This window comes from Vibrio sp. Sgm 5, assembly GCF_026241575.1.
Classification (GTDB): domain Bacteria; phylum Pseudomonadota; class Gammaproteobacteria; order Enterobacterales; family Vibrionaceae; genus Vibrio; species Vibrio jasicida.
Map to the genome: position 1 here is coordinate 1 of NZ_JAPHPY010000051.1, position 25,618 is coordinate 25,618.

Genomic DNA, 25,618 nt, shown 5'->3' on the forward strand with positions numbered 1-25,618 from the left:
GTACAACTGACGTAACTGGTGATATCTCTCTACCAGAAGGCGTAGAAATGGTAATGCCTGGCGACAACATCCAAATGCAAGTTGAGCTAATCGCTCCTATCGCTATGGATGAAGGCCTACGTTTCGCTATCCGTGAAGGTGGCCGTACTGTAGGTGCTGGTGTTGTTGCTAAGATCTTCGACTAATTCTTACTGAATTAATCGTAATCTTGCACTCTTCTTCTATTTGAAGAAGCGCTAGAAAAGGGGAAGCTAAGGCTTCCCTTTTTTATATCTACTCTTCTTCTTTTCAATATGGTTATAAGCCAGTCATTCTTAGTCATGTGTTTTGTTTATGAAAAACATAATCTTAGTTTTACCTAACTTCCTCTTCTTTTTTAGTACTCAGCTAAGTTACTGAAAGCCGCCAAAATCGTTCAAATCGTTATAACAAAACGTTCTGTAATTCGCTTTAATACAACTGGTAACAAGAACGATTCTTGTTTAAATTTCACTCCATAGTGAAATTTAAAGGTAGTGAATATGTACGTTTGTCTTTGCCATGGCGTCTCTGACAAGAAAATTAGGAAGTTGGCGATAGATGAAGGCGTAACAGATATAAAAGGAATTAAAAGATGTACGGCGTTGGGAAGTCAATGCGGTAAGTGCATCAAGCAAGCGAAAGAAATTTTAGCTGAAACTGAATACCTAATGCTGAAACAAGCTAGCTAAATATTAGCTGAGCCTTTTTGACACCTTCTAATTTGCTTCTACATTTAAATGAAGCCAAAGAGGAGGGCTTTGCCATGAAAGGCGATCCAATCATTATTCAACATCTCAATAAGATACTCGGTAACGAGCTCATCGCGATCAACCAATATTTTCTGCATGCCCGTATGTATAAAGACTGGGGATTAAAGCATCTCGCAGATAAGGAATACCACGAGTCGATCGATGAAATGAAACATGCTGATCACTTGATCGAGCGTATTCTGTTCCTTGAGGGGTTACCTAATTTACAAGACCTCGGCAAACTTATGATCGGTGAAGATACCAAAGAAATGCTTGAGTGTGACCTTAAACTTGAGATGGCCGCCATTCCAGATTTGAAAGATGCCATCGCTTACGCTGAGGATATTCGCGATTATGTCTCTAGAGATCTGTTTCAAGATATTCTCGAAGACGAAGAAGAGCACGTTGACTGGCTTGAGACTCAACTCGGTTTGATCCAGATGTCAGGTATAGAAAATTACCTACAAGCACAATATGTCGATGAAGAGTGAGATTATATTTCGCTGTTTTCCTATCCAAACCAAGTGATAAAAAGAGCACCTGACCAGTAAACAGGGTGCTCATCACTAATATCTGGTCTAATCTCTTTTATTATCGGCCCTTTTAAGGATATCGCTCGCAATCTAGCCTATGAAGTTTGACTTCTATCCTTTAGAATTTATTCCCCCTTACCGAAAAATAACAAAGAGAAACGATCCATGTCTGAAGACAATCGCCAAGAAGTCACCCCAGAAGAAGAACGCCGCCAACAAGCATTGGATTACCATGCATATCCAACCCCAGGAAAAATTGCCGTAGAGCTAACTAAGCCTGCTGAAACTGCAAATGACCTTGCTCTTGCATACAGCCCTGGTGTTGCAGAACCTGTACGTGAAATCGCACAGAACGCTGACAACGTGTATAAGTACACAGCGAAGGGCAACATGGTTGCGGTTATTTCTAACGGCACGGCTATTCTTGGTCTTGGTAATCTTGGCCCGCTGGCTTCTAAACCAGTAATGGAAGGTAAAGCGCTATTGTTCAAACGCTTTGCTGGTTTAGACTCAATTGATATCGAAGTAAAACACCGCACGATCGACGAATTTGTCGACACAGTAGCAAATATTGCTGATACATTCGGTGGTATCAACCTAGAAGATATCAAAGCCCCAGATTGTTTTGAGATTGAAAAGCGTCTGATTGAGCGCTGTGACGTGCCAGTATTCCATGACGATCAACACGGTACAGCGATCGTAACGGCAGCAGGTATGTTGAATGCAATCGAGCTGCAAGGTAAGAAGCTCGAAGACTCAACGATTGTTTGTTTAGGCGCGGGTGCGGCGGCAGTCGCGTGTATGGAGCTGTTGATCAAATGTGGCGCGATGCGCGAGAAGATCTACATGCTGGATCGTAAAGGGGTGATCCACACGCGTCGTGATGATCTCAATGAATACAAACAGCTGTTTGCTAACAATACAGATAAGCGCACGTTGGAAGATGTGATTGAAGGTGCAGATCTTTTCTTGGGTGTATCGGGTCCAAATCTACTGCCTGCAGAAGCATTGAAGCTCATGGCAGACAAGCCAGTTGTGTTCGCATGTTCAAACCCAGATCCAGAAATCAAACCTGAATTGGCTCACGAAGTGCGTGACGACTTGATCATGGGTACAGGTCGCAGTGACTACCCGAACCAAGTAAACAACGTATTGTGTTTCCCATTCATCTTCCGTGGTGCATTGGATGTTCGTGCAAGCGAGATCAATGATGAAATGAAACTGGCTGCGGTTGACGCGATTCGTGAATTGGCGAAAGAGCCAGTACCGGAAGCGGTATTAAAAGCAGCTGGCGTCGATAAGCTAGAGTTCGGAACTGACTACATCATTCCAAAGCCAATGGATTCACGCCTACTACCACGCGTGGCAAAAGCGGTGGCTCAAGCTGCGGTTGACTCTGGTGTGGCACGTATTGAAATGCCAGAGAATTACATGGCTCAATAGTGGTAAAGTAAAATTTAAAAATAAAAAAGGGACGCGAGAGCGTCCCTTTTTTTGTTCTTGGAAACCGTCCCCAGCACAGCTTCTATCATCGACGAATTTGTAAGCAATTATTCTTCGTCGAATGCTTCGAATTCGATTCCCATCGCTGTCATGATTGCTTTTGCTTCGGTAGGAATATCGTCTGGACGGTCTTTACGCAAATCTTCATCAGTTGGCAGTGGTTGACCTGTGTAAGCGTGTAGGAACGCTTCACACAGTAGTTCACTGTTAGTCGCATGGCGTAAGTTGTTGATCTGGCGGCGTGTTCGCTCATCAGTCAGCACTTTTAAAACTTTTAGCGGGATTGAGACGGTAATCTTTTTCACTTGTTCGCTTTTTTTACCGTGCTCAGCATACGGGCTAATGTATTCGCCATTCCAGTCAGCCATTGCGCACCTTCATTAATGTAATAAGTTAGAAAAATAAATATAGGTGCTGATTTTAGCTGCATTTACTGCCATAAGCAAAGACATATGGACGTCTAGAAGTGTTGACGTCTCATTTTTAGACAAGTAAAGTGAGGTTAATAGTTAGGGAAGAGTGTTAATCAATTGAGCAATACAAGCTAGATATAGCGCATTCCCATTTAGATGTCACCACCCGTGAAAGGATACACCCATGAGCACCCGTAAGCCTGCGACCATTGCTGTACGCACTGGTATCGAGTCAGACAGCCAATACAACGCTGTTGTACCACCTATTTACCTTTCTACTAACTATGGCTTCCCTGCATTCGGTGAAGTGCCTCAATACGATTATACCCGTTCTGGTAACCCTAACCGAGGCTTACTAGAGCAAGCATTGTACGAGCTTGAATCAGGCAAAGGAGCGGTTGTCACTAACTGTGGTACATCAGCATTAAACCTTTGGGTATCGACGTTTCTTGGTCCTGATGATCTAATTGTAGCGCCGCACGATTGCTACGGCGGTACCTATCGTCTTTTCAATACTCGTGCGAACAAGGGTGATTTTAAAGTGCAGTTTGTCGATCAGTCGGATCAGCAAGCTCTTGATGCGGCGATTGCGAAAAAACCAAAGCTTATCTTGCTAGAAACACCGTCAAACCCGCTTGTGCGCGTGGTCGATATTGCCGCTGTGTGTGAAAAGGCAAAACAAGTCGGTGCACTGGTTGCCGTGGACAATACCTTTTTGACACCTGTGTACCAAAAGCCTTTGGAGCTAGGTGCGGATTTTGTTATCCACTCTACGACGAAATACATTAACGGTCACTCCGACGTTATTGGTGGTGTGGTGATCACTAAGAGTGAAGAGCATGCAGAAGAGCTGGCGTGGTGGGGCAATTGCATTGGGGCGACGGGAACACCATTCGACAGTTACATGACATTAAGAGGAATTCGTACGCTGGGTGCGCGAATGCGAGTTCATGAAGAAAGTTCTCAAGATGTACTTGCTTACTTACAGACTCAATCGTTAGTTGCACAGATTTATCACCCAAGTTTGCCAGAGCATCCTGGACATGACATCGCCAAGAAGCAGCAATCCGGTTTTGGCTCTATGTTGAGCTTCGAATTCGCAGGATCATTTGAACAGCTCAAAGTGTTTGTAAAAGAGCTGGAATTGTTTTCGTTAGCTGAGTCCTTGGGTGGGGTTGAAAGCTTGATTTGTCATCCTGCATCGATGACACATCGCGCGATGGGGGAAGCGGCATTAGCTGAAGCTGGTGTTTCTCAACAGTTACTGCGCTTATCCGTTGGTCTTGAAGATGCACAGGATTTGATCGCCGATCTTGAGCAAGCATTTTTAAAAGCAGCACAGTAATCGGGAGAGAGAAAAGTCATGAGTGTACAACGTCAGCTGCATAAATTTGGCGGCAGCAGTTTAGCCAACCCCGAATGCTATTTACGTGTGGTTGAAATACTAAAAGAGTATTCAGCCGAAAATGATTTAGTCGTGGTGTCTGCGGCAGGGAAAACCACCAATCGCTTGATCGAGTTTCTTGAAGGTTTAGATAAAGACGGTCGTGTTGCGCATGAAGCGTTACAAAGCTTGAGACAATTCCAAACTGAATTGGTAGAAGCTTTGTTAACAGGTGAGGCACAGACGCAACTGCTTGCTTCCCTTCAAGATGAATTCAGTACTCTAGCAGAGTTAACGGCTCCGTTAACAGAAGCTCAAAAAGCCGCAGTGCTTGGACATGGTGAGGTATGGTCTTCACGCTTACTTGCTGCATTGCTGTCGCAGCAGAGTTTGCCAGCGGTTGCACAAGACTCTCGTACCTTTTTACGTGCAGAAGTAGGTACACAGCCAGAAGTCGACCGCGCTCGTTCTTACGCTCTAATTAAAGAAGCATTAGCACAACATAATCATCAGCGAGTGATTATCACAGGGTTTATGGCACAGAATGAGGCGGGAGAGACAGTACTGTTAGGCCGTAATGGTTCTGATTACTCGGCTACTGTCATTGGTGCACTGGCAGAAGCTAGTACTGTTACTATTTGGAGTGATGTCGCAGGTGTGTATAGTGCGGATCCACGTTTAGTCTCTGATGCATGCTTGTTGCCCCTACTGCGTTTAGATGAAGCAAGTGAACTTGCTCGCTTAGCTGCTCCGGTATTGCACAGTCGCACGCTTCAACCTGTTGCTCAAAGTACGATGGATTTGAACCTCAAATGCAGCTATCAACCGGAGTCTGGCTCAACCCGAATTGAGCGTGTATTAGCATCTGGTCGTGGCGCTAAAATCATTACCTCTCTTGATGAAGTGTTACTCGTGCAACTTTCATTTGTGCATGGTCATGATTTTGAGCGAGCGCAGAAAGAAGTGTTGCAAGCGTTAAAGCGCGCTCAATTAGAGCCACTAGCATTTGAAGCGCAAGAAGACCAACAAACATTGCGCTTAGCGTACACGTCCGAGATAGCCGGTGGTGCATTGGCTTACCTTCAAGAGTTGGCGGTTGAAGCTGAAATTAAACTGAAAGAGGGTTACTCACTGCTCGCAGCGGTAGGTGCAGGGGTCACGAAAAACGCCAATCATTGCTTTGGTTTTTATCAGCAGTTAAAAGACTCTCCGGTTGAATTTATCTCAGAGGCACAATCAGGGCTGAGTCTCGTCGCAGTATTACGCCGAGCCGAAGTGGAAGAGTTAGTACAAAGTATTCATAGTCAGCTGTTTCAAGCGCAAAAGCGCGTAGCGGTTGCCTTGTGTGGTAAAGGTAATATTGGTTCAAGTTGGTTATCACTGTTCGCAGAGCAAAAAGAAGAGCTCGAAAAACGCCACGGCATGAGCTTTGATTTAGTGGCGGTGGTAGATAGCCAAACTTACTGGTTTGATGAAAACGGGATTGATGCAGCAACGGTTGCTCAGCGCTTTGATGATGAAAGCATAGAGAATGATAGCAATTGGCTAACTAAGCTCGGTGCGATTCAAAATTTCGACGAAGCGGTGGTACTGGATGTCACTGCGAGTAAAGATCTGGCGGCACGTTATGTAGAAATTGCACAGCAAGGTATTCATCTTATCTCGGCGAACAAGGTGGCAGGTTCAGCTGATAGTCAGTATTACCATCAAGTACAAGATGCTTTCGCTAAGATTGGCCGTCATTGGCTATACAACGCGACGGTTGGTGCGGGGCTACCAATAAATCACACCGTTCGAGATTTGCGTGAAAGCGGTGACGAGATTGTCGCACTGTCGGGTATCTTCTCAGGTACGCTATCTTGGCTATTCCAACAATTTGATGGTTCGGTACCATTTACTGAACTAGTCGACTTAGCATGGCAGCAAGGTTTGACTGAGCCCGATCCTCGCTCAGATTTAGATGGTTCTGATGTGATGCGAAAGTTGGTTATCTTAGCTCGTGAGTCTGGTTTGGATATTGAACCTGAAAGTGTGAAGGTCGAATCGTTGGTACCAGAAGAGTTGCGAGATTTGAGCCTAGACGCTTTCTTTGACCAAGGTGATACCTTAAGTGAAATCCTGCAAGAGCGCCTAACTAAAGCTCAAAGAAACGACCAAGTGCTACGTTATGTCGCCCGTCTCGAGCGTAACGGTAAAGCAACGGTAGGAGTTGAGGCACTATCACGAGAGCATGCTTTAGCGAACTTACTACCGTGTGACAACATTTTCGCAATTGAGAGTAAATGGTACAAAGACAACCCATTAGTGATTCGTGGTCCGGGCGCAGGACGTGAAGTGACGGCCGGTGCGATTCAATCTGATCTTAATCGCCTAGCTGGCTTATTCTAAATCTTACTAAGCCCAATTTTGCGAACTACCACAAAACCTCGGATGGCTTCCGGGTTTTTTTATTGTCTTGATAATGCCATACTGAATCACAGAGTTAGGCGATGAGGTTGTCACTTAGGAACTTGAACTATCCTAATTATTAACTTGAGAAAAATTCATAATCACAAGGTTGACATTAAATCGTATTCAATACATTCTGGAGACATATAGACGTCTAAACGTCGATTTAAGGATTTTGATTTCGTGGTGGAGTTGCCACAGGGAGAGTAAGATGGGATACACACATGCAGGGCATATTGATGCCTTAAACCAGAATATCGCTGAACTATCAGACAATATCAACGTCTCATTTGAGTTTTTCCCACCAAGCAGTGAAAAGATGGAAGAAACACTGTGGAACTCAGTGCACCGCCTTAAAACTCTTCAACCAAAATTCGTTTCTGTTACTTATGGCGCAAATTCAGGCGAGCGTGACAGAACCCACTCTATCATCAAAGAAATCAAAGCAGCGACGGGTCTTGTTGCTGCGCCTCACCTAACGTGTATCGACGCAACTCGTGATGAATTGATCGACATTGCTGACGATTACTGGAATAACGGTATCAAGAACATTGTTGCGCTGCGCGGTGATATTCCACCAGGTGGTGGTGCGCCAGATATGTATGCGTCAGACTTGGTAGAGCTGCTTAAAGCACGCCATGATTTTGATATCTCAGTGGCAGCATTCCCAGAAGTACACCCAGAAGCGAAAAGCGCACAATCGGATCTGCTTAACTTAAAGCGTAAGGTTGAAGCAGGGGCAAACCGTGCAATTACCCAATTCTTCTTTGATGTGGAATCTTACCTACGCTTCCGTGATCGCTGTGTAGCGGCAGGGATTGATGTAGAAATCGTTCCGGGGATCTTGCCTGTATCAAACTTCAAACAAGCGTCTCGCTTCGCTGCGCAGAACAACGTGAAAGTGCCGGGTTGGATGAGCAAACAGTTTGAAGGTTTGGATGATGATCCTGTGACGCGTCAGCTTGTTGGTGCTAGCCAAGCGATTGATATGGTGCGTGTCTTAAGCCGTGAAGGCGTGAAGGACTTCCACTTCTACACACTTAACCGTGCAGAGATGACTTATGCACTATGCCATACGCTCGGTGTTCGCCCACAAGTCGCAGTAGGCGCTTAATACGTTTTCCCCAGATAGACAAAAGGCTTGCCCATCGGCAAGCCTTTTTCGTTTTATTCAAAGCGACGAATTAGCCAATCACTTCAAGTTCTGTTAGCACTTCTTCTGCCCAGTTAATCCACGCTTCACGTAGCATTAAGTTACGACGAAGTGTTAGACGCTCTAGTCGTGCTTGTTTGTCTAGTGTTGATGGTGTTGCGTAGTACGCGGCTTCAATCTCTTTGTAATGAGAAACCAGTTTACGAGACTCTTCCACAAGTTCAGAAAGTTGGTCACGAAACGGTGTCGCAGGTTGCACTGCACAAGCCATTAGCTTAGCAGAGAACTCATCACGTACTGTTGGGTGTGCTGTTGGTTGATCGAACCACTCACCTAATGCGCCACGGCCAGCGTCAGTAATTGAGTAAACCTTACGGTCAGGTTTGCCTTCTTGCGGTTCAAGTACGCAAGTAACCAGCTCTTTCTCAGCCATTTTGTTTAGTTCACGGTAAACTTGTTGGTGACTTGCTTTCCAGAAGTAACCGATGCTAGCTGAGAATTCTTTAGTGATGTCGTAACCGGTTGCGTCGCGAGTGCTAAGAACAGTTAAAATTACGTGTGGTAATGACATGTCTTCAATCCAAATGGTCAATAAACTTGTAAACAAGCTACTTACACTTTCATTTGCGCTCTTTCTGACGCTTGAGTTTTTTATGTGTAAATAGCACCAACAATGTTGGTCCTGTCACCTTAAAGCCGTTTATCACCTAGAGTGATGGGTGTTTCCATCGAGCTGGAGCCTATTTGATTGGATTTGTGAGCTTCCAGCAGGCAAGTAGTATATAAATAATAAGCATGAAGTGGAATAGTAGGACAAAATTACCCAAAAAAACTAATAAAATACTCAATAGTGTTTTTGTGTAGTGTTTTATGTTGTTTGGTGGGGACTTTTTGTTTTTTTCTTGGATTAAATGTCTGGTTGCGTATTGCTCAAATAGTAGAAGTGATTGGTTAGTAGTAACAAAGGCTGAGTATTAACTCAGCCTTTGGTTCTTTATGCGTAGCTTGGTTAGCCTGTGTTACGCATACCAGCTGCAATACCTGCAATGGTTACCATCAGTGCTTCTTCTAAGTTTGCAGAAGATTCTTCAGTCTGGCGAGTACGGTACAGCAATTCAGCTTGAAGCATGTTCAATGGCTCTACGTAGATGTTACGTAGGCGAATGGATTCTAGTCCCCAAGGATCGCTTTGCATCAAGTTCTCGTTGTTTTCTACGTTCAGGACAGACTTAATGTCCTGTTGAAGTTGATCTCGTAAGCGATCACCCAGCGGTTGAAGCTGCTCCTCAACTAAGCGCTGATCATAGTAACGAGAGATGTCCATGTTGCACTTGGTGTACACCATCTCAAGCATACCTAGGCGAGTCGAGAAGAATGGCCATTCACGACACATTTCTTCCAGTAGTGCCTGATGGCCTTTGTCTACTGAGTATTGAATCGCTTCCCCAGCCCCTAGCCATGCTGGAAGAACCAAACGGTTTTGGCTCCAAGAGAAGATCCAAGGAATCGCACGTAAACTTTCCACGCCACCGTTCGGGTTACGTTTTGCAGGGCGAGAACCTAGAGGCAGTTTACCTAGCTCAAGTTCAGGTGTTGCTTGGCGGAAGTAAGGCACGAAGTCTGGCTCACCACGAACGACGCTACGGTAGGCTTCACAGCTCACCTCGGACAGCACATCCATTAAGTCACGCCACTCTTGTTTAGGCTCTGGTGGCGGCAGTAGGTTCGCTTCTAGGATTGCACTTGCATACAAGTTGAAGCTGTTGACTGCGACATCAGGTAGACCCAGCTTAAAGCGGATCATCTCACCTTGTTCGGTTACGCGCAGACCGCCTTTCAGGCTCTTAGGTGGTTGAGATAGTAGTGCAGCGTGAGCCGGCGCACCACCACGACCAATTGTACCGCCGCGACCGTGGAATAGTGTGAGTTCAACGCCTTCTTCTTCTGCAACCTTAACCAGAGAGTCCATCGCATGGTATTGCGCCCAACCTGCTGACATTACGCCTGCATCTTTTGCAGAGTCAGAGTAGCCAATCATCACCATTTGGTGGTTTTGGATAAAGCCGCGGTATAGATCAATGCCCATCAGCTGCTTGATTACCGCTTCTGCGTTGTTCAAATCGTCTAGCGTTTCGAACAGTGGACATACGTCCATGCGGTAAGGGCAACCCGCTTCTTGTAGCAGTAGATGCACGGCAAGTACGTCAGAAGCGGTACGTGCCATTGAGATAACGTAAGCACCAAACGCTTCGCGAGGTTGTGCTGCCACAATCTTACAGGTATCCAAAACCTCTTTAACTGGCTCTGATGGCTCCCAGTCGCGAGGTAGAAGAGGGCGCTTAGATGCAAGTTCGTTGGTTAAGAAAGCAATCTTGTCTTGCTCGCTCCACTGCTCATAGTCACCAATGCCTAGGTAACGAGTCAATTCAGAAAGCACATCAGCATGACGAGTACTTTCTTGACGAATATCGAGACGAACTAGGTGGATACCGAATGCTTTAACGCGGCGCAGCGTATCCAGCAGTGAGCCGTTGGCAATCACGCCCATGCCACATTCGTTTAGCGATTGGTAACACGCGTAAAGTGGTTCCCAAAGCTGCTCTACTTTTTGCAGAGGTGCTTTGACTGCCAATTTCTGGCCGTGAACTTTCGCGTCTAGAATGTCTTTAGTTTCGTTCAATAGTGAGCGAAGTTGTTTCAGAATCGCACGGTATGGTTCGTGTTGATCTTCACCTGCAAGCTCACGGACTTTATCGTTGCACACTGTCATTGACAGTTCGCTGATCAGTTCGTTGATGTCGTTAAGATATAGGTCAGCTGCTTTCCAGCGAGATAGAAGCAGTACTTCACGAGTCACGCTGTGGGTTACAAATGGGTTACCGTCGCGGTCACCACCCATCCAAGAAGAGAAGTGCACTGGGCGAGCATCAATTGGCAGACCTTCGCCAAGGTAAGATTTCAGGCGGTCGTTCATTTCACGTAAGAAGTCAGGTACGGCTTCCCATAGTGAGTTTTCGACCACTGCAAAGCCCCATTTAGCTTCATCAAGCGGTGTCGGGCGCTGCTGACGGATAACATCAGAGTGCCAGCTTTGAACGATAAGTTGCTCAAGGCGACGTTCAGTTTTCTTACGCTCTTTGAAAGAGAGATCGCTCAGCTCAAGCTTAGATAGACACTCGTTGATCTTCACAAGCTTATTGATCATGGTTCGACGAGTGATTTCGGTCGGGTGCGCAGTTAGAACCAATTCAATGTTCAGGTCGCGAACCGCTTGTGCCGTGTCTAGCTTGCTCACATCATTTTGCACCAGCTTTGAGAACAGCGAGTTAATTGCGTCAGGTTCGCAGATATGCTCTTCACAATGGCGTGAAATGGTGTGGTATTGCTCAGCAATATTGGTCAGGTTTAGAAATTGGTTGAACGCGCGGGTCACGGGCGTCAATTGCTCATCTGGCAAGCTTTTAATCTCTTCGATTAAGCTGTCTCTGTCAGCATTATTTCCAGCTTGAGCCGATTTGGATAATTTACGAATGGTTTCCACTTTCTCGAAGATTTCTTCGCCGTGGGCATCGCGAATTGTGTTGCCCAGTAAGTGGCCCAGCATGCGCACATTGCTTTTGAGTGCGGCGTATTTCTCGTTCATTGTCATCCTGCCTCGTAAAAAAACTACATCCATTGTCCTTGTTAAGACTCCAATCTAGCGAAAAGCACCAGTTCTAGTCAAATAAAGCACGCATAGATTGCAATTATTCCACTTCTCTCCTGATTTAGAGCAAAAATAGGTCAGCTTATCGAAGGAGAAGTGAAAATTAATTACAAAATAACGCTCTAAAAGAAGGATATAGCGTGCTAGAGGGGGCGTGGCGCAGATAACAAAATGCAGCTCAATCGAGCTGCATTGTGAGGAAAGTACAGAATGCGACTAACAACAATATTTCACCATCGCACGTGATAACACGTCGATGGTTGGGTCGATAAAGTCGAATGACAAGAACTCATCAGGTTGGTGAGCTTGGTCAATCGAGCCGGGACCTAAAACCAGTGTTGGGCACAACTGTTGAAGAAATGGTGCTTCAGTACAGTAGTTAACGGTTTCTGAACTGGTTTGGCAGATCTCTTCTACACCACCGATAAATGGGTGGTCGTGTTGGCATTCGTACCCCGGAATTGGCTCGTGCAGGGGAATGATTTCTAATCGCCCTGGCCATTTCGCTTCGACTTCTTTCAAGGCTCCGCGCAGCATGTTCTCTAAACCATCAAGGCTAATACCAGGAAGAGGACGCACGTCATAATGCAGTTCGCAGCAACCGCAAATCCGGTTTGCACTGTCACCGCCATGAATATGACCGAGGTTTAGGGTAGGGCTTGGAATGGCAAAACCAGGGTGGTGGTACTCTTTCACTAGCTTGTCACGCAGTTGCATCATGGCAAACATGACCTCATGCATGATTTCAATGGCGTTGACACCAAGTGCAGGATCCGATGAGTGACCGGATTTACCTGTTACGCGAATAGCATTTGCCACATGTCCTTTGTGACCTCGAATGGGTACAAGGCTGGTGGGTTCACCAATGATGCAGTAATCCGGTTTAAAAGGTGCGTTCTCAGTGAAATGACGCGCACCCAGCATGGTGGTTTCTTCATCACAGGTCGCCAACACATACAGCGGCTTGGTTTGTTTACTCCAGTCGACTTTCTTTACCGCTTCATAAATAAAGGCAAAGAAGCCTTTCATATCCGCAGTACCTAAACCGTAAAAGCGGTTGTCTTTCTCGGTCAGCTTATGTGGGTCAAAACTCCAACGTCCTTCATCAAATGGAACGGTATCACTATGGCCTGCGAGAAGTAAGCCGCCTTCACCTTCACCCATACGTGCGATCATATTGTGTTTGCCTGGTTCCACTTCGATCACTTCAACACTAAAGCCAAGATCTTTAAACCAAGATGCCAGCTTCTCGATCACTTTGGCATTGCCTTGATCCCAACTTGGATCGGTTGAGCTTATCGAAGAGGTACTGATCAGTCCTTCATAGACCTCTAGAAAACTTGGTAATTGCATGGATTCTTCAATTCTCCTGTTGACAGACAGAGCACAAAAATGTAAAACACATATTAAATCATATTTATTGAATAAAAAATCAAAATAAAGCAAAAATTAAATATGAATAGTCATTTTCAGCCTTAAGTATATGGATGTCATGTAATGCTAAAAACCACGATTATCGGAGCCAGCGGCTACACCGGCGCAGAGTTGGCTTTAATGGTCAACAAACACCCTGAACTCACGCTATCAGGTTTATACGTTTCCGCCAATAGCGTAGATGCAGGAAAGAACATTGCTCAATTGCACGGCAAGTTAGCGGGTGTGATTGATATGCCAGTTTCGCCGCTGACTGACCCTGAGCAGGTTGCTCAAGCGTCAGATGTGGTCTTTCTGGCTACAGCACATGAAGTGAGCCACGACTTAGCCCCAATTTTCTTAGAGGCAGGCTGTCAGGTATTCGATTTATCCGGTGCATTCCGTGTGAAAAGCGAAGGCTTCTACAACACCTTTTATGGCTTCGAACATCAATATAACAACTGGCTAGATAAAGCTGCATACGGCTTAGCAGAGTGGAACCAAGAATCAATAAAAACCACTCCTTTGATTGCAGTGGCAGGTTGCTACCCAACCGCTTCACAGCTTGCAATCAAACCTTTATTAGAACACGAATTACTGGATACCAACCAATGGCCTGTGATTAACGCAACCAGTGGTGTATCAGGTGCAGGGCGTAAAGCTTCCATGGTTAACAGCTTCTGCGAAGTGAGCTTGCAACCTTACGGTGTCTTTAACCATCGTCACCAACCAGAGATTGCTCTGCATTTGGGTTGCGATGTGATTTTTACTCCACACCTAGGCAACTTTAAGCGCGGCATTCTTGCCACGATCACCATGAAACTTTCGCAAGGCGTGACGGAAGCACAAGTGGCGAAAGCGTTTGAACAAGCTTACCAAGGCAAGCCTGCGGTTCGTCTTAAAGGTGATGGTATTCCACGTATTCAGGATGTCGAAAATACCCCTTTCTGTGATATCGGCTGGAAGGTTCAAGGCGAACACATCATTGTGATTTCGGCTATCGACAACCTACTTAAAGGTGCATCGAGTCAAGCGATGCAATGTCTCAATATTCATTACGGTTACCCAGAACTGACAGCGTTGCTGTAGTCGTTGAAAGAGGGAAATGCGATGACGCAAACCAATCAAGCTCCTTTAGTCATTAAGCTCGGTGGTGCAGCTCTATCTTGCACTCAAACCTTAAGCCAACTGTTTACTGCTATTGCGGCATACCAAAAATCAGCACAGCGACAAATCGCCATCGTTCATGGCGGTGGCTACCTAGTTGATGAGTTGATGGCAAAGCTTCAGCTTGAAACCGTAAAGAAAAACGGTCTTCGCGTGACGCCTTATGAGCAAATTCCTGTGATTGCAGGCGCGCTTGCAGGCACAGCAAACAAATTGCTTCAAGGTCAAGCGATTGCGGATGGTCTGAATGCAGTGGGTCTTAGTCTCGCCGATGGTGGGTTATGTCATGTTGAAGTACTTGATCCAGAGCTAGGCGCTGTAGGCAAAGCATCACCAGGTGATTCAACCCTTTTACAAGCGGTGCTAAGCGCAGGTGCACTGCCGATCATCAGCTCAATTGGTCTGACTGAAAAAGGTCAGATGATGAATGTGAATGCTGACCAAGCTGCGGTAGCGGTAGCGGGCGCATTGGATGCGGAGTTAGTGCTTCTATCCGATGTGAGCGGTGTACTCGATGGCAAAGGTCACCTGATCAAAACGCTATCCGAGCAAGAAGCCGATGCATTGATCAAAGGGCAAGTAATCACCGACGGTATGATCGTCAAAGTTAAAGCCGCTTTGGAGGCTGCCAATGATCTTGGTCGTCCTATCGAAGTCGCGACATGGCGTTACCCAGAGAAACTGACCCAGTTATTTGCGGGTGAAAGTATCGGAACGCAGTTTCTGCCGCAATAGAGCAGAAGCAAACCAGTTAAAGAATTGAACATTAGGAAGTGGTTGGCACTGACCGCCGAGAGCAGCGCCAGTTAAGTTTGGAGAAAAAACATGAGCAAAGTGAACGTAAATAAAGTGGTAGTCGCATACTCAGGCGGTCTAGATACTTCAGTAATCATCCCGTGGCTAAAAGAGAACTACGACTGTGAAGTAGTAGCTTTCGTTGCCGATGTTGGTCAAGGTGCAGAGGAGCTAGAAGGTATTGAAGCGAAAGCAAAAGCTTCAGGTGCTTCAGAGTGCTACATCGCTGACCTGAAAGAAGAAATGGTCGCAGACTACATTTACCCGACACTTAAAACGGGTGCTTACTACGAAGGTAAATACCTACTAGGTACATCAATGGCGCGTCCAATCATTGCCAAAGCGCAGGTTGAGGTCGCACGTAAAGTCGGTGCAGACGCTCTGTGTCATGGCTGTACCGGTAAAGGTAACGACCAAGTACGCTTTGAAGGTGCATTTGCAGCTCTAGCACCAGATCTGCATGTTATTGCGCCTTGGCGTGAGTGGGATCTCGTGAGCCGTGAAGAATGTCTGGATTACCTAGCAGAGCGCAATATCCCTTGTACGGCTTCTCTTACTAAGATCTACTCGCGTGATGCGAACGCATGGCACATTTCTACTGAAGGTGGCGTTCTAGAAGATACATGGAATGCGCCAAATGAAGATTGCTGGGCTTGGACTGTAGATCCAGAGCAAGCACCGAATGAAGCTGAAACCGTGACGCTGAAAGTAGCGAAAGGTGAAGTTGTTGAGGTAGACGGCGAAGCGATGACACCATACAACGCGTTGGTTTACCTAAACGAAAAAGGTGCGAAGCACGGTGTTGGTCGTATCGATATTGTCGAAAACCGTCTAGTGGGTATGAAGTCTCGTGGTTGCTACGAAACTCCGGGTGGCACCATCATGATGGAAGCGCTGCGTGCTGTAGAGCAACTGGTGCTGGACAAAGCGTCATTTGAATTCCGCGAGGAGCTTGGCCTGAAAGCATCTCATCTTGTGTACGATGGTCGTTGGTTCACGCCGCTATGTAAGTCTATTCTTGCGGCTTCTGAAGAGCTCGCGCAAGACGTGAATGGCGAAGTGGTTGTGAAGCTTTACAAAGGCCACGCAACGGTAACGCAAAAACGTTCGGATAACAGTTTGTACTCTGAAGAATTTGCTACTTTTGGTGAAGATGAAGTTTATGACCAAAGCCATGCTGAAGGCTTTATCCGTCTTTACTCGCTATCAAGCCGTATTCGTGCGTTGAACAGCCAGAAAAAATAAACCAATTTAGCGCCTTATAAGATAAGAGACCTGCCACTATTGGCGGGTCTTTTTCGTTTTTGCTGACCTCGTAGGCATAAAGATAAAATAATCATGAATAAATATGTAAAAATATTGAATTTCTACTTTATTTTTATCTGTGATTATCGTAACGTTGAGGCATAAGAAAAAGTGAGCAAATGACCACCGATTTGGTCAACACTTAATGAAGAATACGTTAGCGTAAGCAATAGTCATCAGGAGAAACGCAATGGCATTATGGGGCGGAAGATTTACCCAAGCGGCAGACACCAGATTTAAGGACTTCAACGATTCATTGCGTTTCGATTACCGATTGGCTGAGCAAGATATTGTTGGTTCAATTGCGTGGTCAAAAGCCTTGCTTTCTGTTGACGTATTATCAGCAGATGAGCAGCAAAAGCTAGAACTAGCTCTCAATGAGCTCAAGCTTGAAGTTATGGAAGACCCTCAGCAAATCCTACGTTCGGATGCGGAAGATATCCACTCTTGGGTAGAGCAGCAACTGATCAACAAGGTCGGCGACCTAGGTAAAAAACTACACACGGGACGTTCACGTAACGACCAAGTGGCAACCGACCTTAAACTTTGGTGTCGCCAGCAAGGTCAGCAATTGTTAATTGCACTTGATCGCTTACAAACTCAGATGGTTGGCGTTGCCAAGCAACATCAAGGTACCGTTCTTCCTGGTTACACTCACTTGCAACGTGCTCAACCTGTGACGTTTGCGCACTGGTGTTTGGCTTATGTTGAAATGTTTGAACGTGACTACTCGCGTCTGAGTGACGCACTTAAGCGTTTGGACACGTGTCCACTTGGTTCTGGAGCGCTTGCGGGCACCGCTTACCCAATCGATCGTGAAGAGTTAGCTCACAATCTCGGTTTCCATCGCGCAACACGTAACTCGTTGGACTCGGTTTCTGACCGTGACCACGTGATGGAGTTGATGTCTGTGGCGTCTATATCGATGTTGCACCTGTCTCGTTTGGCGGAAGATATGATCTTCTACAACTCGGGTGAATCTAACTTTATTGAATTAGCCGATACCGTGACGTCAGGTTCTTCTCTGATGCCGCAAAAGAAAAACCCAGATGCACTCGAGCTTATTCGTGGTAAGACAGGCCGTGTATATGGTGCACTTGCTGGCATGATGATGACAGTGAAAGCGCTGCCACTGGCTTACAACAAAGACATGCAGGAAGACAAAGAAGGCCTGTTTGATGCACTTGATACATGGAACGATTGCATGGAAATGGCGGCACTGTGTTTTGATGGCATCAAGGTTAATGGTGAGCGTACGTTAGAAGCCGCGAAACAAGGTTACGCAAACTCTACCGAACTGGCTGACTACCTAGTAGCGAAAGGCATCCCATTCCGTGAAGCGCACCATATTGTCGGTGTCGCTGTGGTCGGTGCTATTGCCAAAGGCTGTGCGTTGGAAGAATTGTCGATTGAAGAGCTGAAAGCTTTCTCTGAAGTGATTGAAGCGGATGTGTATGACATTCTTACCATCGACTCGTGTCTTGAGAAACGTTGTGCACTAGGTGGTGTGTCTCCTCAACAAGTGGCTTACGCTGTTGATCAAGCAGACAAGCGCCTTTCTCAACGTGATACATCAGCAGTGAAAGTTCGACCTGCTCGTCTAACCGATATTGAAACCGTAGAAGGTATGGTTGCTTATTGGGCGAATATGGGGGAAAACCTACCGCGCTCACGCAATGAGTTGGTACGTGATATTGGCTCCTTCGCGGTTGCCGAGCACCACGGAGAGGTTACTGGTTGTGCATCTTTGTATGTCTATGACTCAGGGTTAGCAGAAATTCGCTCTCTAGGCATTGAAGCTGGTTGGCAAGGCCAAGGGCAGGGCAGTGCGATTGTTAACTATCTGGTTGAGAAAGCACGCCAAATGGCTATCAAGAAAGTCTTTGTGCTGACACGTACGCCAGAGTTCTTTATGAAGCAGAGCTTCTTGCCAACCTCGAAGTCGTTGCTACCAGAAAAAGTACTGAAAGATTGCGATCAGTGTCCGCGTCAGCATGCGTGTGATGAAGTTGCACTAGAGATCAACTTGTTCGAACAATTGATCCAGAAAAGTAACGTAGCCTAGGTTGATGATTCTATTAGTATTTAAGAGAATACTAAAAAAATTGGAAAAAACTTGGAACCTTTGAGAGGAAGCCCGGTCTATTAAAGTACCACTGCTTTTTCTTAGAAGAATCTAAGAGAGCCCCAAGACCGGTATTGGTTTTGGGGCTTTTTTCTATCTATCATCTGAGTGATGATCATCCTTACTTTCTTTTCCACGACGGCGTTGCCACGGCAAAACCACAAAACGCATCCATAGGTGCAAAAACAGTAAGCCGTTAAATGCAAATCCGGCAAAGATCAGTGCGATCGATTCAATACTTTGCGGATCATCTTTAAACGCAAACCACCACACGATCCAACACAAAACAGAAAGTACCGTCAGTTGATCCATGCATCGTTGGCAACGTCCGATCTTTTTCCAAAACCAGTGCTCTTGGCAACTTCGACAAGCCATTGTTCTATCCACACTATCTATTTGTTCCTGATTATAACGGCTAACTCATGTTTGAGTTTCTCTTTGTCTGGTTTCTATGTCGTGTCTATCGAACCAAAAATGGAAAATTAACTTGGTTAAAAATGTGTAGCACGTAATTGGTGTATGGTTCGCTGTCAGCCAGACAATAGGAAAATAACAATGTCGACAGAACTTAAAGTAGCACTAGGCCTTGCTGGTGGTTTCTTCACAATTGGATTTACTGCCATTGTGCTTGTTAGCCGTTACGCAATGATGACTGCATAAACAACCACTTTGCTCAGTTTGAACTGATAGAGTTGGAATGAGAAAGCCTCGTCTATGACGAGGCTTTTGTTTGTCTGGGAGAGGTAAAGAGAATGAGTGTTAGCAACCAGGTCCACAATCAAGACAATGTTTGATCATCTCTGGACCTAAGTGGAGCTTCGCATTCAAATCTCGTAGCGCAGTGCGAACGCCTTCTTCAATCACAGGGTGGTAAAATGGCATATCAAGCATTTCAGATACTGTCATTTTATTTTGGTGTGCCCAAGCAAGCAGGTGGGCTAGGTGTTCGGCGTTTGGTCCCATCATTTCTGCGCCCAAGAAGCGACCAGTACCTTGTTCCCCATAGACATGCAGAATGCCTTTATTTCGAAGCATAACGCGTGAGCGACCTTGATTTTCAAACGATACTTGACCGGTAGCGAAACAGCCACATGTGCCAAAACGCGTTTCTAGTTGCTTGAAGGTTTCTCCTACCATAGCAATTTGTGGATCAGAGAACACTGCTGAGATTGGCGAGCGGCGCAGGCCTGCACGAATATCAGGGAAACGACCTGCGTTGTCGCCAGCAATACGCCCCTGATCTGCCGCTTCGTGTAATAATGGAATTTGATTGCTTGCATCACCCGCGATAAAGATGCTCTCTACCGAGGTTTGCAGAGTGTAATGATCCGCCGTTGGTACGCCGCGCTCATCCAGTGCCACATTGGTGTTTTCAATCGCTAGCTTGTCGACATTCGGGCGACGACCAGTTGCTGCCAATACGTAATCAACAATAAAGGTTTCTAGTTCACCATCGTGGTTGATGAATTGGATTTCGACCTTATCTTCACCGTCATTTTCTGGTGAAGTAATACGTTTCATGTTTTCGACTTTTACATCGGCATCAAGGTAGAACTCTTCTTTGAAGGCTTTATCGGCATACGCCATCACTTCAGGGTCGGTCAATGGTCCTACTTGACCACCAAGACCAAATAGCTTCACATTTACACCTAAGCGATGCAACGCTTGACCCAATTCAAGACCAATCACACCCGGACCAAATACTGCAACGGATTCTGGCAAGTCATCCCAATCGAACACATCATCGTTAATCACTAAGCGGTCGCCGAGCTCATTCCATACAGCAGGGTAAGCAGGACGCGAACCGGTTGCTATCACAATACGCTTAGCTGTGATTTGAGTGTGCTCATCAACGATTAACGTGTTGTCGTTGGTAAACTTAGCATAACCCGACACTTTATCTTCAGCAGGAATCTCATCGACGCCTTCCAACACAAAGCCTACAAAGCGGTCACGTTCTCGCTTTACTCGGTCCATGACTTCACGACCATTAATGTAAATGTTGCCTTGTGGGTGTACACCAAAGCCCGGTGCTTTCTCGATTTGGTGTACGCTTTCAGCGGCGGCGATCAAAAGTTTCGACGGCATGCATCCGACACGAGCACATGTTGTGCCGTAAGGACCACCTTCGATCATCACAACGCTGTCTGCGTGTGATTTTGCTGCGCGGTAGGCGCCAAGACCTGCTGTACCACCACCAATAATTGCCACGTCGACATTTAACTGTTTCATAATGGATTCTCGTTTTTTCCAAACGCAGTTGAAGTGACTTAGTTTGGATGAGTGAATTTGAGTTCATTAATCTTGATAACTGGTTGAACGGTGAAGACGACCAGTTATCAAGACTAAGCATAGGAAGTGATTGAGGGGGTGGTCTCCCAGGCGAGGGATGCTCTGGGAGACCAAGGGCTGAGTTCTGGATAGCGAGATTGCCAACTCAAGCCCATTAGGCAAATTATTAACCTAGGTACGTTTCTAGCTCTTCGCTACCGCCGATGTGTTTACCACCGATGAACACTTGAGGTACCGTTGTGCGACCAGAGATTGCACGTAGACTTACTGTTGTTGCGTCTTTACCCAGAATCACTTCTTCATATTGAAGACCGTGGTCAATCAAGTTTTGTTTCGCCTTCATACAGAAAGGGCAACCTGGTTTAGTGAATACGGTGATTGATTCTTGAGTTTTGTACTCAGGAGCGATGTAATTCATCATCGTATCTGCATCAGATACTTTGAACGGGTCGCCTGGCTCGTTTGGTTCGATGAACATTTTTTCTACTACGCCGTTTTTCACTAGCATGCTGTAACGCCATGAACGCTTACCAAAACCAATGTCGTTTTTATCTACAAGCATACCCATACCGTCTGTAAACTCACCGTTACCATCTGGGATGAAAGTGATGTTTTCAGCTTCTTGGTCAGCTTTCCATGCGTTCATTACGAATGTATCGTTTACGGAAACACATAGAATCTCATCCACGCCATGTTCTTTAAATACAGAGAACAGTTCGTTGTAACGTGGTAGGTGGCTTGATGAGCACGTCGGAGTAAAAGCACCAGGCAAGCTAAATACGATAACCGTTTTGTCTTTGAACAAGTCTTCCGTGGTTACATTCACCCATGCGTCACCTTTACGGATAGGAAAAGTAACTTGTGGTACAGCTTGACCTTCTTTTGATGCAAACATGATGATTTCCTTTTAAATCTATGAATAATTCATTATCGAGCTTAGCGTTATTTAGCGCTCAGTTTCGTTTTCTTGAGCTCATTATTGAAAAAAAACTTTGATAGCTCTAATCGTTTAATGCTATGGTTTTGATAGATTATTTCTATCGCCAAACAAGAAGTGAATCGTACGTTATGAATATTCGAGATTTTGAGTACTTGGTGGCGCTTGCGGAGCACAAGCATTTTCGAAAAGCAGCGGAAGCTTGTTTTGTTAGTCAGCCAACATTGAGTGGCCAGATTCGTAAACTAGAAGACGAGTTAGGCACTGCCCTGCTTGAAAGAAGCAGTCGTCGCGTGTTGTTTACTGACTCTGGTTTACAGTTGGTTGAGCAAGCAAAACGTATTTTGAGTGAAGTAAAAACCTTCAAAGATATGGCGAGCGGTCAAAGTGGTGCCATGACTGGCCCAATGCACATTGGCTTTATCCCAACAGTTGGTCCTTACCTCCTACCTAAAATAGTTCCTCACCTTAAAGAAGAGTTTCCAGATTTGGAGCTGTTTTTACATGAGGCGCAGACCCACCAATTGGTCCGTCAATTAGAAGATGGCAAGTTAGATTGTCTTGTTTTAGCATCGGTTGATGAGACTGCGCCCTTTAAAGAAATTGAGGTGTACAACGAGCCTTTAAGTGTTGCGGTACCTTGTGATCACGAATGGGCTGGGTTAGATCATATTGATATGCTCGACCTCAATGGCAAGACGGTGTTGTCTTTGGGTGATGGTCATTGTTTACGAGACCAAGCTCTGGGTTTCTGCTTTGCTGCAGGAGCGAAAGATGATGAGCGCTTTAAAGCGACTAGCCTAGAAACACTGCGTAACATGGTGGCGGCGGGAGCAGGGATTACTCTGTTGCCACAGTTGTCTGTGCCGCATGAAAAGAAAAAAGATGGCGTGTGTTACGTGCCAGCAATGAACCCAACACCATCACGCAGCATTGTGTTGGTTTACCGTCCTGGCTCTCCATTGCGTACGCGTTTTGAAACCTTAGCAGCGACCATCAAAAACATTCTTGAAGCGAAAGAAGCACCAATTGCAGCCTAGCTTTGAGATGCTGATATAAACAAAAGGGAGCCAATCGGCTCCCTTTTTCTTTGTTAGTATTGCGTGGTATTAGAACAGTTCTTCTGCACCGCCGCTACCACCAGAGTAGATGCTGTCTTCCAGGCTGTTGCCGACATACTCGGTTGGTTCTGTGCCTTTTTCGAAGTATTCGAACATGGATGAACCATCAACTTTATGAGTCAGTAGGCCACTATCACGATCGATACGAACTCGAACGATATCGTCTGGAATATTCTTACCTTGTTGAGGCACTCCGTCTAGTGCAGCACGCATGAAATCAATCCAAGCTGGTTCTGCCGTTTTCGCGCCAGATTCTGCACCAGAAATTTGGCCTTTCCCTAGGTTACTGTTCACAGTGGTACGGCCTAACGTGCGAGAGTGATCATCAAAACCAACCCATGCAATAGCCACAATACCCGGACCGTAACCGTTATACCAAGTGTCTTTTGAGTCGTTGGTTGTGCCCGTTTTACCACCGATATCACGACGCTCCAGTTTCTGTGCTCGCCAGCCGGTACCGTTCCAACCTGTACCATCACGCCAGCTGCCACCACCCCAGATATTGCTGTACATCATCTCGCGCATGATGAATGCATTTTGAGCAGAGATAACTTGTTTTGCATATTGTGGTGTGTCGTTTTCTAGAGCGTTATCAGGGGCAATGTTTTCCGTTGTTACATCTTGCTCACCAAATTCGGCTGCAAACTTATCTTCAGGCTGTACTGGCATTTGAGGGCAGTCGTGCTGACAAATCACTTTTGGGTTTGCCTTAAACAGTACTTCACCAAATGAGTTTTCAACGTGGTCAATGTAAAACGGTTCTACATAGTAGCCACCATTTGCAAATACAGAGTAGCCTTGCGCGACTTTCATTGGTGTTAAGCTACCAGCACCCAATGCGATCGTTTCTGAACGAGGCACTTGGTCAATATCAAACCCAAAGCGAGTTAGGTATTCACGTGTTTCATCTAGGCCAACTTCACGTAGTGTACGTACGGCCATTACGTTTTTCGACTGCGCTAAACCGATACGTAGGCGAGTTGGGCCAACGTAAGTCGGCGGTGAGTTCTTTGGACGCCATGCCGAACCTGAACCTGCATCCCACTTGTTGATTGGCGCATCGTTTACTAGTGAAGCAAGGGTTAAGCCCTTATTGATTGCTGCCGAATATATGAATGGTTTGATACTCGAACCAACCTGACGAATAGACATGGTTGCACGGTTAAACTTGCTATGAACAAAGTTAAAGCCACCAACTAGAGACAGTATTGCACCGTTTTCTGGGTTCATTGCCACAAACGCTGTATTTGCGCTTGGTACTTGGCTTAGCTTCCAGTTATTGATGGTTGTGCCTTCTTTATCTGTCGTACTGATTTCACGTACCCAGATTTGTTGGCCTACAGCTAAGATCTCTTTGGCTGATTTCGGTGCTCTACCTTGACGTTGATCAGTCAGGTACTTACGAGCCCAATTCATACCAGTCCAAGCGATGGTTTGCTCTTCGTTATTTTTCACCCAAACTTGCGCGGTTTTGTCATCGACTTTAGTGACAATAGCAGGATAGAGCTGGCCATAGGTCGGTTGTTTCTTCAGATGCTTTTCAATTTGTTCTGAATCCCAAGCCGTTTCGCCTTCTTTCCACAGTACTTTTTCCGCGCCGCGGTAGCCGTGACGTTCATCGTACGCAAGGATGTTATTGATGGATGCGGTATTTGCGGCATCTTGCAGTTTTGAATCTACCGTCATGTAGATATTTAAGCCTGACGTGTAAGCCTGCTCCGCACCGTATTCTTTTACTGCCCATGAGCGTGCTAACTCTGCAACGTATGGAGCAGAGAGTTCAATCTCAGCACTGTGGTAGCGAGCAACAATCGGCTCTGAACGTGCTTCATCGTACTGTTCTTGAGTGATGTATTTCTCATCTAGCATACGCATCAAAACCACGTTACGACGGTTTGTTGCGCGCTCTAGTGAGTAAAGCGGGTTCATGGTTGATGGCGCTTTTGGCATACCTGCCAGTGTTGCGATTTCACTCAAGGTCAGTTCATTTAAGCTCTTACCAAAGTAAACTTGAGCTGCTGCGCCAAAACCGTAAGAGCGGTAACCAAGGAAGATTTTATTGACATACAGCTCCATGATTTCTTGTTTAGAAAGCAGCTGCTCAATATGAATGGCAATGAAGATTTCTTTAATTTTACGCATGATCTTCTTCTCGTTAGATAAGAAGAAGTTACGCGCTAGCTGCTGAGTAATAGTACTCGCACCTTGTTTTGCTGAACCCGATAACGCAACAACAACAGCTGCACGCGTAATGCCGATTGGGTCAATACCTGGGTGTTCGTAAAAACGGCTATCTTCGGTCGCGATCAGCGCATGAATTAAATCTTGCGGAATTTCGTCGTAGGTAACAGGAATTCGACGCTTCTCGCCAAACTGTGCGATCAGTTTCCCGTCTTGACTAAATACCTGCATAGGTGTTTGTAATTCAACATTTTTTAGTGTTGCAACATCTGGCAATTCAGGCTTCACGTATTGATAGAAGCCAAAAATTGTGGTGACTCCAAGAATTATGCAAATCAATGTTAAAAATAATAAACGCTTTATGAACTTCAC

At 45.7% G+C, this 25,618-nt stretch carries 19 protein-coding genes and 1 pseudogene; 12 read left to right on the forward strand and 8 right to left on the reverse strand.

Annotated elements, in window-relative coordinates:
* From OQJ86_RS21510 to OQJ86_RS21525, 4 genes and pseudogenes are all read left to right on the forward strand, one after another.
* Positions 1 to 185 (forward strand): annotated as a pseudogene (locus OQJ86_RS21510) (elongation factor Tu); the annotation flags it as partial.
* A 336-nt stretch (positions 186 to 521) separates the two neighbouring features.
* Positions 522 to 710 (forward strand): (2Fe-2S)-binding protein, encoded by a 189-nt coding sequence (locus OQJ86_RS21515; RefSeq protein WP_038873712.1) that lies wholly within the window; start codon positions 522 to 524, stop codon positions 708 to 710.
* Positions 711 to 784: 74 nt separating this feature from the next.
* Positions 785 to 1,261: a bacterioferritin gene (bfr, locus tag OQJ86_RS21520; protein WP_042605519.1), complete on the forward strand. Its 477-nt coding sequence runs from the start codon at positions 785 to 787 to the stop codon at positions 1,259 to 1,261.
* Between the two features lie 207 nt (positions 1,262 to 1,468).
* A complete protein-coding gene (locus tag OQJ86_RS21525; RefSeq protein WP_038873706.1) occupies positions 1,469 to 2,746 on the forward strand; it encodes a malic enzyme-like NAD(P)-binding protein in 1,278 nt (425 codons plus the stop codon).
* Between the two features lie 107 nt (positions 2,747 to 2,853).
* Here OQJ86_RS21525 and metJ read toward each other — a convergent pair whose 3' ends face one another.
* Entirely contained in the window at positions 2,854 to 3,174 is a 321-nt protein-coding gene (gene metJ, locus OQJ86_RS21530) for a met regulon transcriptional regulator MetJ (protein ID WP_038873704.1), read from the reverse strand.
* Positions 3,175 to 3,403: 229 nt separating this feature from the next.
* Between metJ and OQJ86_RS21535 the strand changes: the two genes are divergently transcribed.
* The 3 genes from OQJ86_RS21535 (at position 3,404) to metF (ending at position 8,165) form a co-directional block, all read left to right on the forward strand.
* On the forward strand, positions 3,404 to 4,564 hold the full coding sequence (locus OQJ86_RS21535) for an O-succinylhomoserine (thiol)-lyase (protein ID WP_038873701.1): 1,161 nt from the start codon (positions 3,404 to 3,406) through the stop codon (positions 4,562 to 4,564).
* An 18-nt stretch (positions 4,565 to 4,582) separates the two neighbouring features.
* Complete coding sequence (locus OQJ86_RS21540; RefSeq protein ID WP_042603407.1) at positions 4,583 to 6,991, forward strand: bifunctional aspartate kinase/homoserine dehydrogenase II; 2,409 nt, start codon at positions 4,583 to 4,585, stop codon at positions 6,989 to 6,991.
* 271 nt (positions 6,992 to 7,262) lie between these two features.
* A complete protein-coding gene (metF, locus tag OQJ86_RS21545) occupies positions 7,263 to 8,165 on the forward strand; it encodes a methylenetetrahydrofolate reductase (RefSeq protein ID WP_038873696.1) in 903 nt (300 codons plus the stop codon).
* A 70-nt stretch (positions 8,166 to 8,235) separates the two neighbouring features.
* Here metF and OQJ86_RS21550 read toward each other — a convergent pair whose 3' ends face one another.
* The 3 genes from OQJ86_RS21550 to argE all read right to left on the reverse strand — a co-directional run bounded on the left by OQJ86_RS21550 (position 8,236) and on the right by argE (position 13,263).
* Positions 8,236 to 8,775, reverse strand: coding sequence for a PadR family transcriptional regulator (locus tag OQJ86_RS21550; RefSeq protein WP_038873693.1), 540 nt, complete (start codon positions 8,773 to 8,775; stop codon positions 8,236 to 8,238).
* A 438-nt stretch (positions 8,776 to 9,213) separates the two neighbouring features.
* Entirely contained in the window at positions 9,214 to 11,847 is a 2,634-nt protein-coding gene (gene ppc, locus OQJ86_RS21555; RefSeq protein WP_038873715.1) for a phosphoenolpyruvate carboxylase, read from the reverse strand.
* Positions 11,848 to 12,126: 279 nt separating this feature from the next.
* Entirely contained in the window at positions 12,127 to 13,263 is a 1,137-nt protein-coding gene (gene argE / locus OQJ86_RS21560; RefSeq protein ID WP_038876055.1) for an acetylornithine deacetylase, read from the reverse strand.
* Positions 13,264 to 13,407: 144 nt separating this feature from the next.
* Between argE and argC the strand changes: the two genes are divergently transcribed.
* The 4 genes from argC (at position 13,408) to argH (ending at position 18,655) form a co-directional block, all read left to right on the forward strand.
* Positions 13,408 to 14,412, forward strand: a complete 1,005-nt coding sequence (gene argC / locus OQJ86_RS21565) for an N-acetyl-gamma-glutamyl-phosphate reductase (RefSeq protein WP_265990763.1) — start codon at positions 13,408 to 13,410, stop codon at positions 14,410 to 14,412.
* Positions 14,413 to 14,433: 21 nt separating this feature from the next.
* Positions 14,434 to 15,225, forward strand: a complete 792-nt coding sequence (argB, locus tag OQJ86_RS21570) for an acetylglutamate kinase (protein ID WP_265990764.1) — start codon at positions 14,434 to 14,436, stop codon at positions 15,223 to 15,225.
* 90 nt (positions 15,226 to 15,315) lie between these two features.
* Positions 15,316 to 16,530 carry an argininosuccinate synthase gene (locus OQJ86_RS21575; protein ID WP_009705512.1) on the forward strand — a complete coding sequence of 405 codons (1,215 nt, stop codon included), beginning with the start codon at positions 15,316 to 15,318 and terminating at the stop codon, positions 16,528 to 16,530.
* A 250-nt stretch (positions 16,531 to 16,780) separates the two neighbouring features.
* Positions 16,781 to 18,655, forward strand: coding sequence for an argininosuccinate lyase (gene argH, locus OQJ86_RS21580; RefSeq protein ID WP_265990767.1), 1,875 nt, complete (start codon positions 16,781 to 16,783; stop codon positions 18,653 to 18,655).
* Positions 18,656 to 18,808: 153 nt separating this feature from the next.
* Here the strand turns inward: argH and OQJ86_RS21585 are convergent, their stop codons facing one another.
* From OQJ86_RS21585 to OQJ86_RS21595, 3 genes are all read right to left on the reverse strand, one after another.
* Positions 18,809 to 19,090, reverse strand: a complete 282-nt coding sequence (locus OQJ86_RS21585; RefSeq protein ID WP_027726698.1) for a DUF3624 domain-containing protein — start codon at positions 19,088 to 19,090, stop codon at positions 18,809 to 18,811.
* Positions 19,091 to 19,474: 384 nt separating this feature from the next.
* Positions 19,475 to 20,947: a dihydrolipoyl dehydrogenase gene (locus OQJ86_RS21590; protein ID WP_265990770.1), complete on the reverse strand. Its 1,473-nt coding sequence runs from the start codon at positions 20,945 to 20,947 to the stop codon at positions 19,475 to 19,477.
* Positions 20,948 to 21,173: 226 nt separating this feature from the next.
* Positions 21,174 to 21,902 carry a redoxin family protein gene (locus tag OQJ86_RS21595; RefSeq protein ID WP_038865508.1) on the reverse strand — a complete coding sequence of 243 codons (729 nt, stop codon included), beginning with the start codon at positions 21,900 to 21,902 and terminating at the stop codon, positions 21,174 to 21,176.
* A gap of 173 nt (positions 21,903 to 22,075) precedes the next feature.
* Between OQJ86_RS21595 and oxyR the strand changes: the two genes are divergently transcribed.
* On the forward strand, positions 22,076 to 22,984 hold the full coding sequence (gene oxyR, locus OQJ86_RS21600; protein WP_038865506.1) for a DNA-binding transcriptional regulator OxyR: 909 nt from the start codon (positions 22,076 to 22,078) through the stop codon (positions 22,982 to 22,984).
* Between the two features lie 69 nt (positions 22,985 to 23,053).
* Here oxyR and OQJ86_RS21605 read toward each other — a convergent pair whose 3' ends face one another.
* The gene (locus OQJ86_RS21605) at positions 23,054 to 25,618 is read right to left on the reverse strand and encodes a penicillin-binding protein 1A (protein ID WP_038865504.1); all 2,565 of its coding nucleotides are present in this window, start codon (positions 25,616 to 25,618) and stop codon (positions 23,054 to 23,056) included.

Bases quoted from the DNA above. Each gene is read 5' to 3' on its own strand.
- OQJ86_RS21515 (WP_038873712.1), top strand. From the start codon at position 522: ATGTACGTTTGTCTTTGCCATGGCGTCTCTGACAAGAAAATTAGGAAG.
- bfr (WP_042605519.1), top strand. From the start codon at position 785: ATGAAAGGCGATCCAATCATTATTCAACATCTCAATAAGATACTCGGT.
- OQJ86_RS21525 (WP_038873706.1), top strand. From the start codon at position 1,469: ATGTCTGAAGACAATCGCCAAGAAGTCACCCCAGAAGAAGAACGCCGC.
- metJ (WP_038873704.1), bottom strand. From the start codon at position 3,174: ATGGCTGACTGGAATGGCGAATACATTAGCCCGTATGCTGAGCACGGT.
- OQJ86_RS21535 (WP_038873701.1), top strand. From the start codon at position 3,404: ATGAGCACCCGTAAGCCTGCGACCATTGCTGTACGCACTGGTATCGAG.
- OQJ86_RS21540 (WP_042603407.1), top strand. From the start codon at position 4,583: ATGAGTGTACAACGTCAGCTGCATAAATTTGGCGGCAGCAGTTTAGCC.
- metF (WP_038873696.1), top strand. From the start codon at position 7,263: ATGGGATACACACATGCAGGGCATATTGATGCCTTAAACCAGAATATC.
- OQJ86_RS21550 (WP_038873693.1), bottom strand. From the start codon at position 8,775: ATGTCATTACCACACGTAATTTTAACTGTTCTTAGCACTCGCGACGCA.
- ppc (WP_038873715.1), bottom strand. From the start codon at position 11,847: ATGAACGAGAAATACGCCGCACTCAAAAGCAATGTGCGCATGCTGGGC.
- argE (WP_038876055.1), bottom strand. From the start codon at position 13,263: ATGCAATTACCAAGTTTTCTAGAGGTCTATGAAGGACTGATCAGTACC.
- argC (WP_265990763.1), top strand. From the start codon at position 13,408: ATGCTAAAAACCACGATTATCGGAGCCAGCGGCTACACCGGCGCAGAG.
- argB (WP_265990764.1), top strand. From the start codon at position 14,434: ATGACGCAAACCAATCAAGCTCCTTTAGTCATTAAGCTCGGTGGTGCA.
- OQJ86_RS21575 (WP_009705512.1), top strand. From the start codon at position 15,316: ATGAGCAAAGTGAACGTAAATAAAGTGGTAGTCGCATACTCAGGCGGT.
- argH (WP_265990767.1), top strand. From the start codon at position 16,781: ATGGCATTATGGGGCGGAAGATTTACCCAAGCGGCAGACACCAGATTT.
- OQJ86_RS21585 (WP_027726698.1), bottom strand. From the start codon at position 19,090: ATGGCTTGTCGAAGTTGCCAAGAGCACTGGTTTTGGAAAAAGATCGGA.
- OQJ86_RS21590 (WP_265990770.1), bottom strand. From the start codon at position 20,947: ATGAAACAGTTAAATGTCGACGTGGCAATTATTGGTGGTGGTACAGCA.
- OQJ86_RS21595 (WP_038865508.1), bottom strand. From the start codon at position 21,902: ATGTTTGCATCAAAAGAAGGTCAAGCTGTACCACAAGTTACTTTTCCT.
- oxyR (WP_038865506.1), top strand. From the start codon at position 22,076: ATGAATATTCGAGATTTTGAGTACTTGGTGGCGCTTGCGGAGCACAAG.